The organism is Pseudomonas sp. RW3S2 (genome assembly GCF_014268955.1).
GTDB lineage: Bacteria > Pseudomonadota > Gammaproteobacteria > Pseudomonadales > Pseudomonadaceae > Aquipseudomonas > Aquipseudomonas wayambapalatensis.
This window is the reverse complement of the sequence record NZ_JABWRM010000033.1, coordinates 1-17094: the sequence shown is the minus strand read 5'-3', so window position 1 is coordinate 17094 and position 17094 is coordinate 1. Positions and strand designations below refer to the sequence as shown.

Below are 17094 nucleotides of genomic sequence, written 5' to 3'. Positions count from 1 at the left end.
CTCGACCGTCGAAAAGGATATCCCCTGTGAAACCCATCGTGCTGATCGGCCATAAACATGATTGCCCCCTTCATGGTAAGGGCGAAGTCATCTCCGGCACCTCCAGCCTCACAGTGAAAGGCCGAGCGGCCGCGCTTGCAGGAGACCGCATCAGTTGCGGAGCCATCATCGAAACCGGGACTTCGAGCTTTCACATAGAGGGCAAAACAGTCGCCCGCCAAGGCGACCGTACCGACCATGGTGGCGTGCTGATAGAAGGTGACCCAGATTGGCAAATCGCATGAAAACGTGCCCTGGCAGTCATCGCTGCCTGGGCATTTCGAATCTCGGACGGCGGACAGGGATTGCTTATGCCTAGCCAATCTGACTTGCGTTACAGCTTTCAGCCACTCGTTGGCAAAGCAGGATTGGAGGCGCCATCGTGCTCGTTAGCAGTATCGCCTTAATGATTCTCGATGAAAACGCGCTAGAAAAATGGTGCAGCAAATGCTGCTTCCGCCTTCAACTATCTCACAAAAGTTACGCCAAGGATGCAGAAGAACTTGAGGCTTTGTTCAGTGCGATAAGTGAGGTCATATAATGTATTTTGTTGAATGGCTCACATGGCTTGCCTATATTGATCCAAAAGAAGAGCGCGATGCTTTTGAAAAGCAACATAAGAAAGTCAAAAGAAAAGCTTTATACGAAAGCGATGACCTGGAAATGCTCGAGTCCGCCAAAAAGCCTGCCTGCAACACACCCAAAAGTCGTGGACCAGTATATCTTTATAATGAACACATATTGGAAATGCGCTGCGGCATGTGGGAGGCTAAACGTGGACTTATCAGCCTGATCTCCGCAACCATTATATACACAATCGCCGCTTTTTTATTCATAGCGATAAAATCGCTGGCACTGCTAATTAAAATTGCGCAAAATAATTACGAAGAACCATATGGATCACGACTATTCATAGCACTCTTTGCAATAGCCATAGTCCTATTGATCTCATTACCCTACCTAAAGTATGGCCTGCGTATCACACGTCTGGAGATGTTCACATCCCGCCACTTGCTGATACGCTTCAACCGCACTACCCAACAAGTCTACCTGCATCGCCCAACATACTGTGGCGGTATCGTCACACTTCCTTGGCACGGGGTCACGTCTAGTCACTCGGATAAAAAATACGCCGCTGCCGGTAGCTTGGGCCTTCCTTTGGATCTCATGTGGCAACCCTCGTACGCCGGCGCTCTACATCCTGAGCTCGTCCACGTAGGCAAGGCCGCCAACAACTATACGGAGCAGCAAGCCGAATGGGAGTTCATCCGCCGCTTCATGGATGAGGGACCAGAGGGTTTACCGCGCCCTCGCATCACCTCGCACTTCCCCTGGCCCTGGCAAGCCTTCACACCTCAATTCGAAGGGCTGACCCGCTACTTTCGTACCTCCTCTCGAATCACCAAGCTCGGCCTGGTGAGGGCAGATAACCAAGGCTTGCCTTGGTTATCCATTGATCAGCGGCTGAAAATCAGGCTTTTCGGTACCCCTAAACCGCCCATTTCCGGCTGATGAGCAACTTGTTAGGAGTTTCCCTAACTCATCAGCAAGCCGCCCGGCCAAGCTCAAGCACAGTTAACGCCAGCCTGGCAAGGCTAGCGTCTGGGATTGCCCTAACCTCTCGACACCGTAGCCGCGCTCTGTACTCCATCCACCAAACGCACGATACCTAGCGGATTAGAGTCCTTTAGCGCATCCGGCAACAATGCATCCGGGTAGTTCTGGTAACACACCGGCCGCAGGAAGCGGTTGATCGACAGACTCCCCACCGAGGTACCGCGCGCGTCCGACGTCGCCGGGTATGGCCCGCCATGCACCATGGCATCACACACCTCGACGCCAGTGGGGTAACCGTTAAGCAACAAACGCCCCGCCTTGCGTTCAAGCACCGGTACTAATGGGGCAAACGCCTGGAGGTCATCCGGCTCGGCAATCAGCGTTGCCGTGAGCTGGCCATGCAATGACTGCAATACTTGCAGCAACTGCGCTTGGTCAGCCACCTCCACCAGCACGGTGGCCGGGCCGAACACCTCCTCCTGGAGCAGCGCGTCTCCCAACAACAGCAACCGGGCATCGGCCTGGAACAGCTGGGGCTGAGCCCGCTGCCCTTGCTGGGATGAGCCGGCCAGGTGGTGAATGCGGGGGTGTGCGTGCAGGGCCGCGACACCGCGAGCATAATTGGCGAGGGTGCCAGCGTTGAGCATGGTCTGTGCCGGCTGCTCGGCCATGTGCCCGGCAAGGTGCTCGACAAACTGCGAGAACGCCGGAGAGCGAAGGCCGATGACTAAACCCGGGTTGGTACAGAACTGTCCGCCCCCTTGCACCACCGACGCCACCAGGTCCGCCGCGATGCCTTCGCCACGTCGAGTCAGCGCGCCTGGCAATATGACCACCGGGTTGATGCTGCTCATTTCGGCGAACACCGGAATCGGCTGCGGCCTGGCAGCGGCCATGTCGCACAGGGCACGGCCACCCTTGAGCGAGCCGGTAAAACCAACGGCCTGAATCGCCGGGTGCTTCACCAACTGCTCACCAACGCCCCCTCCAAAAATCATGTTGAAGGTGCCATCAGGCATGCCGGTGCGTTGGGCCGCCCGCACGATGGCATCGGCCACGCACTCGGCAGTGGCCATGTGCCCGGAGTGCGCCTTGAACACCACAGGGCAACCCGCTGCGAGCGCAGCGGCGGTATCGCCACCTGCGGTGGAAAAGGCCAGCGGGAAGTTGCTGGCCCCAAACACCGCCACCGGCCCAATGCCGACCTGGCATTGCCGCAGGTCCACCCGTGGCAACGGCTGGCGCTCGGGCTGGGCACGGTCAATACGCGCCCCCAACCACTCGCCGCGGCGCAGCACCTGGGCGAACAGGCGCATCTGGTTGCTGGTGCGCGCCCGCTCGCCCTTGATGCGCGCTTCGGGCAAGGCTGTTTCGCGGCACACCAGGGCAACGAAGGTGTCATCCAGCAGGTCGATTTCTTCGGCTATGGCATCGAGAAACGCGGCCCGCCGTTCGGGTGGCAAGTGCCGGTAGGCAGGGAACGCCGCCTCTGCAGCCTGCGCAGCGGCGTCCACCTCGTCAGGGGTGGCTTGGGTAAACCGGTAAGGCAGCGTTTCGCCAGTGCTGGCATCGACGCTGTACAGTGCCACGGAACCAGCAGCACTGCGGGCCCCGGCGATGTAGTTGTAACCAAGTAGATTGGGCATAACGACCTCTTCAACCTCAGAGAATGGCAACCGACCCGGGCACTCTCGGTGCTTGCGCCTCGACAATGCCATTGCGCAGTGGCGCGCCGAACTCGGTGATGGCAATTTCAAAGGTATCGCCCGGCGCGGCCTTGATGCCGTCGGCAAACGACAGAGTGGCCGTGCCGAAGTAATGCACGTGCACATCACCCGGCCGCTGGAACTGCGCGTACTTGAAGTGGTGAAATTCCAGGTTCTGCAGGCTGTGGCACATGTTCTGCTCGCCAGACAGGAACTCACGCTCCCACAGCACCTTGCCATCACGCCAGATGCGGCTGCTGCCTTGCAGGTGCGCCGGCAGTTCGCCCACCCGCAACTCCGGGCCATAGGCACAGGCGCGTAGCTTGGAATGGGCCAGGTACAGGTAATTGCGCCGCTCCATGACATGGTCGGAATACTCGTTGCCCAAGGCATACCCCAGGCGGTGGGGCGTACCGTCATCGCCGATCACGTACAGGCCCACCAGCTCGGGTTCCTCGCCGGCATCCTCGGCAAAAGCCGGCAGCGGCAGATCGGCCCCGGGGCGCACGACGATGCTGCCATCCCCCTTGTAGAACCACTCCGGTTGCGCGCCAACCTCACCCGCTGCCGGCTTGCCGCCTTCCAGGCCCCATTTGAAGATGCGCATGGTGTCGGTCAGCGACGTTTCATCCTGCTCGCCATGCTGGTGCATCTTATCACGCGTCGCCGCGCTGCCCAGGTGGGTCAGGCCGGTGCCACTGACCAGGCAATGGGCCGGGTCTTCGTGGTCCAGCGGCGGCAGTACCCTGCCCGCTTCCAGCAGCTCGGCGTAGTCGGGGCCTGGGTCAGTGCCACGCGCCAGCACTTGCTGAACCAGGCCATGCCCGGCACGGATTGCCGCCAGGGCAAGCTCACGGGTGCTGGAGGTTGCACGTACCGGGTGCACCTGGGCACCTTCCACCACGCCCACCCGGCGCTGGCCGGCCACGTCTTCGAATTGAATCAACCGCATGTGTCACTCTCCTTGCCTGGCCGGGGCACCGCCGCGCCGGGGTGCCCCCGCGCATTCATTCGATGATGTTGAAGTCCGAGAGGTACTCTTCGGAAATTTCCAGGCCCAGGCCCGGCTTGTCGTCGTCCAGCTGGATATAGCCGTTGACGGGCTGCGGTTCGCCCTTGAACACGTAGTAGAACAACTCGTTGCCCACCTCTACGTCGAACACCGGGAAGAACTCGGCCATCGGCGAGGCGGTGCTGGCCATGGTGAGGTGGTAGTTGTGCATCTGCCCGGCATGGGGAATGACCGGCACCGACCAGGCTTCGGCCATGGCGTTGATCTTGCGCGCGGCAGTGATGCCGCCGACGCGGTTGGTGTCGTACTGGATCACGTCCACGGCGCGGCGCTCGAGCAGGTCCTTGAAGCCATGGCCGGTGAACTCGTGCTCGCCGCCTGAAATCGGCATGATGCCCATCTTCTTCAGCTCGATATAACCTTCGATGTCGTCGGCGATCACCGGCTCTTCCAGCCAGCGCGGCTCGAATTCGGCCAGTTTTGGCAGCATCCGGCGGGCATATTCCAGCGTCCAGCCCATGTAGCACTCAAGCATGATGTCCACGTCGGGGCCGGCCAGTTCACGCAGGGCGCGCACTTGCTCGATGTTTCGGCGCATGCCGGCCGGACCGTCCTTGGGGCCGTAGCCAAAGCGCATTTTCAGGGCAGTGAAGCCTTGGTTGAGGTAGCCCTGGGCTTCTTCGAGGAACAGGTCGAGGTTGTCATTGGCGTACAGCTTGGAGGCGTAGGTCCAGATCTTTTCCTTGGTGCGGCCACCCAGCAGCTTGAACACCGGCTTGTTCACCGCCTTGCCCATGATGTCCCAGATCGCCAGGTCAATTGCCGAAATGGCGGCCATGCCAATGCCCTTGCGGCCCCAGGCGTGGGTGCGGCGGTACATCTTTTGCCAGATGTACTCGCTGTCGAACGGGTCTTCGCCAATGCAGATCGGCGCCAGGTACAGGTCGATGATTTCCTTGGCCACGCGTGGCGCCAGGGCGCAGTTGCCGATGCCGACGATGCCGGTGTCGGTTTCGATTTCAACCACCAGCCAGCCGTGGAAGCGGAATGAGCCCATGGCATCGCCACGCTCGAACAGGATGTCGCTGGCGTTGGTGCAGAAGTGCGCCTGGGGCGGCACGACCTTGCCTTTCCATTCAAAAACACGGGTACGAACGGCTTTGATTTTCATGCTTGCAGGTTCCTTTCAATAGAGCGTGTTGATCAGCCAACCTGCGCCGGCTCCAGCGCGGCAGGCGTGGGTTTGGAGAATTTGAGCCGGGACAGCAGCCAGGCGCCCAGCACACCCACGATCGCCAGGGCGAACATGCCCGCACGCGGGTCGGCGAACAGGGTTTCGGTGAGGGTCTTGAGGTTCGGTGCCACGAAGCCGCCGAGGTTGCCCAGCGAGTTGATCAGGGCGATGCCGCTGGCGGCGGCCGCGCCGCTGAGGTAGCCGGTGGGCAAGGTCCAGAACAACGGCTGCACGGCAACAAAGCCTGCGGCCGCGAAACAGAACGCCAGCACCGCCAGTGGCAGGCTGCCGGCCAGTGCCGAGGCAGCAATGCCCGCCGCGGCCATGGCCAACATGGCCACCGCCAGTTGGCGATGCTGGCCGGTGCGGTCGGCATGGCGGGTGACCAGGCGCGTCACCACCAGGGCGCAGGCCCAGGGGATAGCGGTGTACAAGCCCACGCTCAGGCCCACCTGGCCGTCGAGGAAGCTGGCGATGCGCGTCGGCAGGTAGAACACCACGCCGTACACGCTCATCTGCACGGTGAAATACACCAGGCAGAACTTCATCACCTGGCCGTTGCGCAATGCGCCCAGGAAGCCGTGCGGGCCTTGGGCCTGCTTTTGTGCATCTTCTTCGGCCAGCTGGCTTTCAAGTGCATCCTTTTGCGCATCGCTCAGCCAGCGGGCGTGGCGTGGGCGGTCGACCAGGTAGAAGTAGGCGGCGATACCAACCAGCGAGGCCAGCAACCCTTCCACCACGAACAGCCACTGCCAGTTGCGCAGGCCGAACACGTCATGAAACTCCAGCAGCCAGCCCGACAACGGGCCGCCCAGCACCAGCGCCAGGGGCAGGCCAAAGTAGAACAGGCCCAGCGCCTGGGCGCGGCTGCGCTGCGGGAACCAGTAAGTGAGGTAGAGGATGATGCCGGGGAAGAAGCCGGCCTCGGCAATGCCCAGCAAGAAGCGCAGTACGTAGAAGGTGGTGGCGTTGTCGGCAAACATCATCGCCGCACTGACCAGGCCCCAGGTGACCATTATCCGGCACAGCCAGACGCGGGCGCCCAGGCGGTGCAGCATCAGGTTGCTGGGCACTTCGAAGCAGGCGTAGCCGATGAAGAAGATACTGGCACCGAAGGCGAAGGCGACGTCGCTCAGGCCGGTGTCGGCCTGCAGGAAAGCCCGGGCGTAACCGACGTTCGCGCGGTCGATGAAGGCCAAGACGTACATCAGGATCAGAAAAGGCAGCAGCCGCGCGCGGCTGGTGGAAATGGCCGAAGCCAGGGAGCTGGCGTGATCGCTCATGGAGGTGTCCCCGCTGTTGCCCTGTGTGCCCCGAGACGCTTTGGGGCGGGCTTTTTGTTGTTGGTGTTGGGGCGACTTTAGAGGGGGCAGGCCTGACTGGATAATCACTTATGCGTATCCATCGATAGCCTGGGGTAATACCTTTTTACGGTTCAGGGGTGGTGGGGTTATCGCCTTTGAGACCCAGAAAGCGTGTTGCCTGTGCTTGCCCCGCGAAGAGGCCAGCACAGGCAACACAATCCAGCTGGCCCTGTGGCCTACAACAGTTTGAGGGTATACGTCAGAATCAGCCGGTTCTCATCCACATCGGCCACATGATTGGAACGCACCGCCGCATTGCGCCAGCGAACGCCCAGGTTCTTCAGCGGCCCGCTCTGGATCACATAGGTGACGTCCAGGTCGCGCTCCCACGCTTGCCCATCGCTGCCGCCTGCCACCTGGGCGTGATCACCGCTGGCGTAGCGAGTCATAAACGTTAAACCCGGGATGCCAAGGGCAACGAAGTCATAGTCATATCGCACCTGCCAGGAGCGCTCACCCGCCGTGGTGAAGTTGCGCACCTGGATGTCGTTGACCAACGGCGTGCTGGTACCCGCGATGTAGACCATCCCGTTGTCGCCATACATGCGCTGGTAACCCGCGCCAAGGGTATGCCCGCCACGCTTGGCACTGACGAAACTGGTGAGGGCGCGGTTATCCAGGTTGCCCAGGTCGGCGCTGCCGTCTTCACGGGTGCTGAACCAGCCCACATTGGCGGCCAGGGTCCAGTCACCCAGTGGCTGCTTGTGGCTGAAGCTGTAGTAGTTCTGCCGATAAATGTCCTGCAGCCGGGCCTGCCACACGCCTACCTGGGTGCGCTCGGCATTGAAGCGGTAATCACCGCCCACATAGTTGAAACGGTCGGCAAACACACCACCGCGGCCGTCCACCGACAAGTCTTCATGGTTGGTGGAGTTGCGCTGGCTCAGCGAACGCATCTGCCCGGCCTGCAGGTTCAGGCCGGCAATTTCCTTCGAACTCAGCATGCCACCCTGAAAGGTCTGCGGCAGCAGGCGGCCGTCGTTGCGCAGCAGGATCGGCAGCTCGGGCATCAACTCGCCCACCTTCAGTTCGGTCTTTGAAAACCGCAGCTTGGGCGCCAACCCCACCCGCGAGAACTCATCCGCCGCCCGGCCATCATCGTGCCGGGGCAGTAGCCCCGAGCCGCTGCGCGCGGGGCTGCTGTCGAGCTTCACGCCCAACTGGCCAAGCACGTCGACGCCCACACCCAACGGCCCGGCGGTGTACCCCGAGTTGGCTTGCAACAAAAAGCCCTGAGCCCACTCTTCCTGCTTCGACTGCGCCGCGCCGGGCTGGCGAAAGTCACGGTTGAAATACAGGTTGCGCAGGCCCAACGTGATGCTGGCATCGTCGATAAACCCTTCGGCACTAGCGATTTGTGGCAAGCAGGTAAGCAACAGCGGTGTCACCGCACTGCCGGTCAGCAGGTAGGAAAAGGCTTTTGTCATTGTTGTTTTTCCTTTTTACAGGGTGATGCGAGCCGTGGAGCCGACAGGCTCCAGGCGCGGTTGAAAGCAGGAAAAAGCGGCCCCGAACGGAGCCGCCATGCACTCAGCGGGCGTTGCGCCCCATGCGGCAGGCAATCTCGAAGGCCTGGCGGGTGGCGCCGACATTGGCCTTGCCCTGGCCTGCGATGTCGAACGCGGTGCCGTGGGCCGGGGTGGTGATCGGGATTGGCAGGCCACCCTGCACCGTCACACCCCGGGAGAAGCCCATCAGCTTGATGGCGATCTGGCCCTGGTCGTGGTACATGGTCACCACCGCGTCAAAGGCCTGGGCGTCGCCCTGCACCTTCAGGAAGATAGTGTCCCCCGGGTAGGGGCCATCGGCGTCGATGCCCTGCTCCCGCGCCCGCTGCACCGCCGGGCCGATGATGTCCAGCTCTTCGCGGCCAAAGCTGCCGTTGTCGCCATTATGCGGGTTCAGGCCACAAACGCCGATGCGTGGGCGCTGCAAACCGTTGCGCTTGAGCGCGGTGTCGATCAGGCCAATGGCTTCGAGCACGCGCGCCTGGCTGAGCATGCCGGGCACTTCGGCCAACGCCACGTGGGAAGTTACTCGCGAGGTCCACAAGTTATCGAGCACGTTGAATTCGCAGAACGGCCCGCTGAAATTCAGGCGTTCGGCAAACCAGTGCAGCTCGTCGCTGTGGCCCATGCCGGCCATGTGCAGCGAAGTCTTGTTCAGCGGGCCGAACAGGATGGCGTCGGTCTTGCCCGAGTCGGTGAGCTCCAGCGCCACGGCCAAGGTGTCGAGGCTGTAACGCCCGCCAATCACGCTGGCTTCGCTGCGCGGGAACTCGCCGATGGCGGCGCCTCGGTAGGGGAACAACAGCGGCGTGTCGTCGGCAAAATCCAGCACGTCGAGCGAATCGATACGCCGGTACGGGAACTCACAACCCGCGATCTGCATGCCACGGCGCATCTCCTGCTCATCGGCAATCAGCACCACTTGCGCCTTGCCGCGTACCTCGGGTTCGGCCAACAGGCGGGCAATCAGTTCGGGGCCGATACCGGCCGGGTCACCCAGTACCATGGCCAGGCGTGGAAGGGTTTGCTTGTTCATGCGGGGGTCCTTGTGTGGGGCAACACCTGATTCAGGCGCAAGGTGTCGGGCACGGTGCGGTACAGGCGCCGTGCGTTGCTGTAGAAAAGCTGTTGCTGGGCGGTGTGCGGCAAGTCGGCGACGATGTGCTTGAAGCCGCTGTAAATGGTGTCGAAGCTGCCGCACAGGCCATCGACCGGGAAGTTGCTGGCAAACATCGCCCGTTCGCTGCCAAACAACGCGATGACCTGGCGCACGATCCAGGCGTTGTCCTCGGCACGCCAGGGTTGGCCGGCCTGGCCAATGCCCGAGATCTTCACCGCCACGTTGTCGCATCGGGCAAACCGCGCCATGGCCGCGTGCCAGTCCGCCAGGCCTTGCGGGCTGCGGTCCGAAGGCAGGCCGGCATGGTTCAGAATCAGCAACGTATCGGGAAAGTCCTGCGCCAGGCGGGCAGCCTCGTCGAGGTTCCACCACGGGGTTTGCAGGTCGAAATGCAGGCCGTGGCGCGCCAGCTGCGCATAGCCATGGCGCCAGTTCACGTCGCTCATCAGGCTGTGCAGGCGCCCAACCTCGGCCGGGCACGATGGCCCACCGGGCTTGTGGCGTACGCTGCGTACTCGCTCGAACGCCGCCTGTTCGGCCAGCACCCGGGCGGCGTCCGGCGCGTCCAGCCAAGCCTGGGCCACCACGGCATTGGGCGCCCCGTAACGTGCTGCCAGGCCATGGATGAAGCGCGTTTCACCCACTGGGTCACGCGGGTCCCATTCGGTTTCCACGTAGACGGTTTCGACCACCTGATGCCTGCCTGCGTCGGCCAGGTAATCTTCGGGAAAGTAGCGGCGCTTGAGGGCACTGTAATCCCCGTAACGAAACGGGATGTTTCCGGTGCCCGACAGCCAGGGGTGCGGGTTGTTCAGCGGGTCCCAGAAATGATGATGGGCATCGACGATCGGCCCTTCGTACAACTCAGCCATGGTGTACCTCGGTCTTGTCCAGCGAGATCAACAGCGTGCCGACGATGAACAGCCCCGAGCACAGGGCAAAGAAGCCAAGCACCGCCGGGTAGCCGCCCAGGTGCTGCAACAGCACGCCCACCAGGATCGGCACCACGATGCCGCCCAGGCTGCCGGCCAGGTTCATCACCCCACCGATCAGGCCCACCCGCGACGGTGCCGCGAGCAGCGCCGGGAAGCTCCAGTACAAGCTGCCCCACATCAGGAAGAACGCCGTCAAAGACAGCAGCGCCACCGCCGCGTAGGCGTCGCTCAGGCCAGGCAGCAGCATGAAGGCGCACAGCGCCACCAGGCCCGAGAAGGTCAAAAGGCCTTTGGCCGCCAAACCACGGCGCACACCCTTGCGGATCAGGGTGTCGCACAGGAATCCGCCCACCAGCGAGCCCACTGCGCCACACAGGAAAATGATGAACGTGGCCGCCCCGATGCCCTTGATGTCGAAGCCACGGGCATGGGCCAGGTAGCTCGGCCCCCAGGTCAGCAACCCAAAGAACACCATCGCCCAGCTGGCGCGGCCCAGCAGGATGCCGGTAAGCGAACGCGCCGCGATGCCCAGCCCTTTGGCCGGCTGTTGCGCCGCCTCGGCCAACGGTACGGCGCGGCCGTGGTTGATTTTGTCCAGCTCAGCGGCGTTGACGGCGGCATGCTCGGCGGGGTTGTCGCGCAGGTAGTGCCAGGCCAGCCAGGCCATGGCCAGCGTGGCGATACCGGCGACGAAGAAGGCGATGCGCCACGAGCCAAGCACGGCGATCAGGTAGGCGATGATCAAACCGCCCAAGGCCGCGCCCAGCGGGCCGCCACAATCCATCAGCACCGCGCCGCGGCTGCGCTCGTTGGCGCCCAGCCACAATGAGTTGAGCTTGCCGCCCGAGGGGAACAGTGGCGCCTCCGCCGCACCCAGGGCAACCCGGGCGAACATCAGCGACAGGCCACCGGTGGTGAACGCCGCCAAGGTCTGGAACGCGCCCCACAGGCCGGTGGACCAACCAATGACCCGGCGCGGGCCGAAGCGGTCAATCAACCAGCCACCAGGAATTTGTAACAGCGCGTAAGCCCAGAAGAAACTGCTGAGAATCAGCCCCTGCATGCTGGGCGAAAGCTCGAACTCCGCGGCAATGGTAGGCATGGCAATGGACAGCGAAACACGGTCGATCAGGTTGATCACCGTCAGGGCAAAAATGATTGCGAAGATGCGCCAGCGCACGTTGCTGGCCTTCAGCGCGACAGGTGTGTCGGCCGATTGCCCAGCGTGCAGCACAGGGTTTTGTGCCTGAGCCATGGGAGGTACCTCTGCTTGTTATTGTTGTAATCCGGTAATGTCCGGCAGTGCCAATATGGCCGGGCCGTCGATAACCGTCTAATCAAAGCTGCTCATACAGCCATTGCCTGTGGTTATCGCTCAGCTATAACCCCTGGCTATCGGTGTATGCGTAACTTTGAGTGGACGCTTATCGGTTAGCTGCGCAGACTTCGGTGACCCATAACAAAGACAACAAAGAGGTCCCCATGCGAAACGCCTACGCGCGTCACATTTCGTCGTTGCTGGCCGCCTGCGGCCTGCTGTGCGCCACCGCCCTGCCCGCCCTTGCCGACACCTGGAAGCCCGAGAAGAACGTCGAGATCGTCGTGGCCGGCGGCCCCGGCGGCGGCACCGACCAGCTGGCGCGCCTGATCCAGCAAGCGATCAGCCAGCATCACCTGCTGGACGTCAACACCGTGGTGCTGAACAAAGGCGGTGGCAACGGCGCCGAAGCCTTCCTCGACATGAAACTGGCCCAGGGCGATGCCCACAAGCTGGTGATCGGCACCAACAACGTGTACCTGCTGCCGTTGGTGGCCAAGCTGGGCTACCAGTGGACCGACCTTACCCCGGTGGCCGCCGTGGCCGAGGACGACTTCATTCTCTGGACCTACCAGGACGCCCCCTGGGGCGACGCCGCCGCGTTCAAGGAGGCGCTCGCAAGCAATACCGGCAAGATGCGCTTTGGCGGCAGCCAGTCCAAGGACGTGGACCAGACACTGGCCCTGCTGATTGGCCAGCAGGTGGGCAGCAAGCTCACCTACATCCCCTTCAAAAGCGGCAGCGAGGCTTCGATCCAGTTGGCCGGCAAGCACATTGCCGCCAACCTCAACAACCCGGCCGAAAGCCTCAGCCAGTGGCGCGGCGGCCAGGTGCGGCCGCTGTGCGTGTTCAGCCGTGAGCGGATGATCTACCGCGACAAGGTCACCGCCGAACAGTCCTGGGCCGACATCCCTACCTGCCATGAACAGGGCCTGGCCATTGAGCAGTACCGCTTCCCCCGCACAGTCTTCCTGCCCGGCGCGATCAGCGACGAACAGCGGGCGTTCTATGTGGAGTTGCTGCGCAAAGTCAGCCAGACGCCAGAGTTCAAGGCCTACATCGAGCGCTCGGCGCTGGCGCCGACCTTCCTCGAAGGCCAGGCGCTGGTGAGCTACATCGAACAGGACCGTGAACGCGTGATGCCACTGTTCAAGGACGCCGGCTGGCTGCGCCAGTGAGCGCGACAAGGGAGACCACCATGTCCACCACCAACGATGCGCCTCTGGTTGCCACCCGCTGGGTGGAAATCGGCCTGGCCCTGTTCACCGCCGCGCTGGGCGGCACCCTCATATACGGCAGCCTGGCCATCGGCATTGGCTGGGGCGATGCCGGGCCAGAGGCGGGCTACTTCCCGTTCTACATCGGCCTGCTGCTGAGCTGCGCCAGCCTGGGCAACCTGCTGCTGGCCGTGGTGCGGCGCCAGGCCATGGCCGAAGCGTTCGTCGGGCGCCGGGCATTTGCCCAGGTGCTGGCCGTGTTCGTACCCATTGCCGTGTACGTGGCGGCCATGCCCTTTATGGGCATCTACCTGGCTTCGGTGCTGTTCATCGGTGGGTTCATGTGGCGAGCGCGCAAGGCTGGGCAAGGCCACCGCTGGCTGACCATCGCGCTGATCCCCTGCTGCGCCGCACTGGCCAGCTACCTGATTTTCGCGGTCTGGTTCAAGGTACCGCTGCAGGCCGGCGTGCTGGGTGACCTGGCGAGCTACCTGGGAGGGCTGCGGCCATGAGTGAAATCGATTCGTTGATGCAGGGCTTGAGCCTGATTCTCACCGCCCACCACCTGGGCCTGATGGTGGTCGGCGTGCTGCTTGGCATACTGGTCGGTGTGCTGCCGGGGCTGGGTGCACCCAACGGCGTGGCATTGCTGTTGCCGCTGACCTTCACCATGGAGCCGGTGTCGGCAATCATTTTGCTGTCGTGCATGTACTGGGGGGCGTTGTTCGGCGGTTCGATCACCTCGATCCTGTTCAACATCCCCGGCGAGCCTTCATCGGTGGCGACCACCTTCGACGGCTACCCCATGGCCCGCAACGGCCAGGCCGGCGAAGCACTTACGGCAGCGTTCACTTCGGCACTGCTCGGTGCCCTGATGGGTGTGTTGCTGCTGACGTTCCTGTCTACCCACATTGCCAAGTTCGCCATGGAATTCAGTTCACCGGAGTTTTTTGCGGTGTACCTGCTGGCGTTTTGCACCTTCATCGGCCTGAGCAAAAACCCGCCACTGAAAACCGTGGTGGCGATGATGATCGGCTTCGGCATGGCCGCGGTGGGCATGGACACGGTGTCCGGCGAACTGCGCCTGACCTTCGACCAACCCTGGCTGCTGTCGGGTTTGAGCTTCGAGGTGGCGGTGATCGGCCTGTTCGGCATTGGCGAAATCCTTTGCACCGTCGAGGAAGGCCTGGTGTTTCGAGGCGAACGGGCACGCATCACGCCCATGGTGATATTACGTACCTGGGCCAAGTTGCCCCGCTACTGGCTGACCTGGCTGCGCAGCGCGCTGGTCGGCTGCTGGATGGGTGTGACCCCGGGAGGCCCGACGGCGGCGTCGTTCATGAGCTACAGCCTGGCGCGGCGCTTCTCGAAAAACCGCGAGCGCTTCGGCAGCGGCGAGGTGGAAGGCGTGATCGCGCCGGAAACCGCCGACCACAGCGCCGGCACCAGCGCCCTGCTGCCGATGCTCACCCTGGGCATCCCCGGCTCGGCCACGGCAGCAGTGATGCTGGGCGGGTTGATGATCTGGGGCCTGCACCCGGGGCCGACACTGTTTGTTGAACAGCACGATTTTGTCTGGGGCCTGATTGCCAGCATGTACCTGGGCAACGTCGTCAGCCTGATCGTAGTGCTGGCCACAGTGCCGCTGTTTGCCTCGATCCTGCGCATCCCATTCTCGATCATCGCGCCGATCATCATCATGGTGTGCGCCATCGGTGCCTACTCGGTGCACAACTCCATGACCGACGTGGGCCTGATGCTGGTGTTCGGCGCGCTGGGTTACCTGTTCAAGAAGCTTGGCTACCCCATCGCGCCGCTGGTGCTGGCTGCCGTGCTGGGTGACAAGGCCGAGGATGCGTTCCGCCAGTCGATGCTGTTCTCGGACGGGCAACTGTCGATCTTCTGGTCCAACCCGCTGGTGGGCAGCCTGACCTGCGCGGCACTGGTGATGCTGTGCTGGCCGTTGCTGGCCAAAGGCATCAACGGCCTGCGCACCCTGCTTGGCCGCACGCTGGCCCGGCGCATCGCCTGACCCGCCACCGCGCGGGGGCACATGTGCCCCTGCGCGGCTGGCGCCCTCGCCCAATTCTTGTCAATCTTGGCCCTCCCCATGACCACGAGCCAGACCATGTCCCGCATCCCCGACGCCAACATCATCCACAGCCGCCTGCGTTTGCGGCAACTGCGCCTGATGCTGGCCCTGGATGAACTGGGCTCGCTGCGCCGGGCCGCCGAGGAAATCGGCATGACCCAACCGGCCGCGACCAAGATGCTGCATGAAGCCGAAGACTTGCTGGGCGTCGAGCTGTTCGAACGCCTGGCGCGCGGCATGCGCCCCACTCCGTTTGGCGAAACACTGATTTACTACGCACGCATGATCTTTGCCGAGCTGTCGGGCATGCGCGAGGAAATGGTCGCCCTGGAGTCAGGCAACCTGGGCCGGGTCACCATCGGCGCCATCCCGGCGCTGGCTTCGGGTTTGCTCACCCGCACCATTGCCACGCTCAAGCAAAGCCACCCGCGCCTGTCGATGAGCCTGCAGGTGGACACCAGCGACGTGCTGGTGCAAGCCCTGCAGCAGGACCAACTGGATGTGGTACTGGGGCGCATCCCCAGCAACGCACGCACCGACGACCTGCAGTTCGACAGCCTGGGTGAAGAAGACCTGTGCGTGATCGCCGGCGCCCAACACCCCTTGGCCAAGCAGAAAAAACTGGCCTGGACCGAGCTTCAGGACATGACCTGGGTGCTGCAGCAGCACCCCAGCCCAATGCGCACCATCGTCAACCAGGCGTTCCACAACGCCCGCATCGACCTGCCCAGCAGCATCGTCGAAACCACTTCGATCATGACCCTGCTGTCACTGCTGCAGCAAACCGACATGATCGGCATCACGCCCCGCTCGGTGGTCGAGGACTACGCGGGGCGGCACCTGTTGGCCGTGCTGCCCATCCAGCTTGAACCGCGCCTGCCGCCGTATGGCTTGATCACCCGGCGCAATCGCGTGCACTCATCTGCTATGCAAACGTTTATGGCCGTAGTGCATCTAGAGCAAACTCGGTCGTAAGCGCTTCATGAACCCCACATTCCAAGCGCTTACCTGGTCCCCAATGCTGTGCTCCCGATTTCTGTCTGGAGTTCGCCGACGATGATGCGCACGCCGAAAGGAGCGCGTGTTTCCTATAACGTGCAGACCGCCGTTGACGCAGAACACTGCCTGATTTTGCATCACCAAATGACGCAAGAGGGCGATGATCGCAAGCAGCTTGAACCCATGGCTAAAGCGGCCAAGGCTGAACTGGGGCAGGAAGCGCTGACTGTGACAGCCGATATGGGTTACTCGAATGGCCAGCAGTTCCAGGCATGCGAGAAAGACTCCATTACCGCGTACGTGCCGCCAAACCGAACCTCGAACCCAGGCGGCGAGGCATTATTCGAGCGCAAGGATTTTACCTACCACGCCGAACAGGATCGGTACCAGTGCCCGGCAGGTCAGTGGCTAATGCTGAAGCAACGTCACAAGGGCGACCGGTCTACCAAGCGGCGGTCAGTGATTGCGCCGGATGCGCGCTGAAAGCCCAATGCACGACGGCCAAGCGCCGCTATGTCTCGCGCCACGCTCAAGAGAAAGCCTTTGAGCGTATGGCGCAGCGGATGCAGCTGCATCCAGACATGATGGAACGACGCAGATCCATCGTGGAGCACCCGTTTGGCAATCTCAAACACTGGTTATTTGGGAACGGGCGGTTCTTGTTGCGACAACTCGAAGGCACAAGAGCTGAAATGGCCTTCGCTGTGACCGCTTACAACTTCAAGCGGGCGATCAGTGTCTTGTGTGCCAAGCAAATCATGCGACTGATGGGCTGAAGAGCCTTTTTCAGCACAAAAACAAACGCCCCGAACAAGTCGGGGCGTTTGGTCTAAGGCCTGTCAGTGTGTTTTCACACAGTCTGTTTCGGCCCTTTTTTCAACGACTTACAGACTTCCACGGAAGTCTGTAGATCCATAACTGGAGCGGGAAACGAGACTCGAACTCGCGACCCCGACCTTGGCAAGGTCGTGCTCTACCAACTGAGCTATTCCC

The 17094-nt window shown here is 62.4% G+C and carries 14 protein-coding genes and 1 pseudogene; 7 read left to right on the top strand and 8 right to left on the bottom strand.

Annotated elements, in window-relative coordinates:
• Positions 1 to 26 precede the first annotated feature (26 nt).
• Together HU748_RS26015 and HU748_RS26010 are read left to right on the top strand one after the other, a co-directional pair.
• On the top strand, positions 27 to 284 hold the full coding sequence (locus tag HU748_RS26015) for a PAAR domain-containing protein (protein ID WP_186722511.1): 258 nt from the start codon (positions 27 to 29) through the stop codon (positions 282 to 284).
• Between the two features lie 295 nt (positions 285 to 579).
• The gene (locus HU748_RS26010; protein ID WP_186722509.1) at positions 580 to 1551 is read left to right on the top strand and encodes a hypothetical protein; all 972 of its coding nucleotides are present in this window, start codon (positions 580 to 582) and stop codon (positions 1549 to 1551) included.
• A gap of 101 nt (positions 1552 to 1652) precedes the next feature.
• On the opposite strand, the gene HU748_RS26005 is transcribed toward HU748_RS26010, so the two are convergent.
• The 8 genes from HU748_RS26005 to HU748_RS25970 all read right to left on the bottom strand — a co-directional run bounded on the left by HU748_RS26005 (position 1653) and on the right by HU748_RS25970 (position 11730).
• A complete protein-coding gene (locus HU748_RS26005; protein WP_186722507.1) occupies positions 1653 to 3242 on the bottom strand; it encodes an aldehyde dehydrogenase (NADP(+)) in 1590 nt (529 codons plus the stop codon).
• A gap of 16 nt (positions 3243 to 3258) precedes the next feature.
• The gene (gene araD1, locus HU748_RS26000) at positions 3259 to 4254 is read right to left on the bottom strand and encodes an AraD1 family protein (RefSeq protein WP_186669724.1); all 996 of its coding nucleotides are present in this window, start codon (positions 4252 to 4254) and stop codon (positions 3259 to 3261) included.
• A gap of 55 nt (positions 4255 to 4309) precedes the next feature.
• Entirely contained in the window at positions 4310 to 5485 is a 1176-nt protein-coding gene (locus tag HU748_RS25995) for an L-lyxonate dehydratase (protein ID WP_186669726.1), read from the bottom strand.
• A gap of 32 nt (positions 5486 to 5517) precedes the next feature.
• Positions 5518 to 6831, bottom strand: coding sequence for an MFS transporter (locus HU748_RS25990; protein ID WP_186722505.1), 1314 nt, complete (start codon positions 6829 to 6831; stop codon positions 5518 to 5520).
• A gap of 257 nt (positions 6832 to 7088) precedes the next feature.
• Positions 7089 to 8339 (bottom strand): OprD family porin, encoded by a 1251-nt coding sequence (locus tag HU748_RS25985; protein ID WP_186722503.1) that lies wholly within the window; start codon positions 8337 to 8339, stop codon positions 7089 to 7091.
• Between the two features lie 103 nt (positions 8340 to 8442).
• Positions 8443 to 9456, bottom strand: coding sequence for a 4-hydroxythreonine-4-phosphate dehydrogenase PdxA (locus tag HU748_RS25980; RefSeq protein WP_186669732.1), 1014 nt, complete (start codon positions 9454 to 9456; stop codon positions 8443 to 8445).
• Positions 9453 to 10412: an amidohydrolase gene (locus HU748_RS25975; RefSeq protein WP_186669734.1), complete on the bottom strand. Its 960-nt coding sequence runs from the start codon at positions 10410 to 10412 to the stop codon at positions 9453 to 9455. Before HU748_RS25975 ends, HU748_RS25980 begins: the two co-directional genes overlap by 4 nt.
• Positions 10405 to 11730: an MFS transporter gene (locus HU748_RS25970; protein WP_186722501.1), complete on the bottom strand. Its 1326-nt coding sequence runs from the start codon at positions 11728 to 11730 to the stop codon at positions 10405 to 10407. The genes HU748_RS25975 and HU748_RS25970 overlap by 8 nt, the downstream gene beginning before the upstream one ends.
• 227 nt (positions 11731 to 11957) lie before the next feature.
• Between HU748_RS25970 and HU748_RS25965 the strand changes: the two genes are divergently transcribed.
• The 5 genes and pseudogenes from HU748_RS25965 to HU748_RS25945 form a co-directional block, all read left to right on the top strand.
• On the top strand, positions 11958 to 12971 hold the full coding sequence (locus HU748_RS25965) for a tripartite tricarboxylate transporter substrate binding protein (RefSeq protein ID WP_186669737.1): 1014 nt from the start codon (positions 11958 to 11960) through the stop codon (positions 12969 to 12971).
• Positions 12972 to 12991: 20 nt separating this feature from the next.
• The gene (locus tag HU748_RS25960) at positions 12992 to 13522 is read left to right on the top strand and encodes a tripartite tricarboxylate transporter TctB family protein (RefSeq protein WP_186669739.1); all 531 of its coding nucleotides are present in this window, start codon (positions 12992 to 12994) and stop codon (positions 13520 to 13522) included.
• Positions 13519 to 15042, top strand: a complete 1524-nt coding sequence (locus tag HU748_RS25955; RefSeq protein WP_186669741.1) for a tripartite tricarboxylate transporter permease — start codon at positions 13519 to 13521, stop codon at positions 15040 to 15042. Before HU748_RS25960 ends, HU748_RS25955 begins: the two co-directional genes overlap by 4 nt.
• A gap of 96 nt (positions 15043 to 15138) precedes the next feature.
• Positions 15139 to 16077, top strand: coding sequence for a LysR family transcriptional regulator (locus HU748_RS25950; protein WP_186669743.1), 939 nt, complete (start codon positions 15139 to 15141; stop codon positions 16075 to 16077).
• An 81-nt stretch (positions 16078 to 16158) separates the two neighbouring features.
• Positions 16159 to 16877: pseudogene (locus HU748_RS25945) on the top strand (transposase); the annotation flags it as partial.
• Positions 16878 to 17094 lie beyond the last annotated feature (217 nt).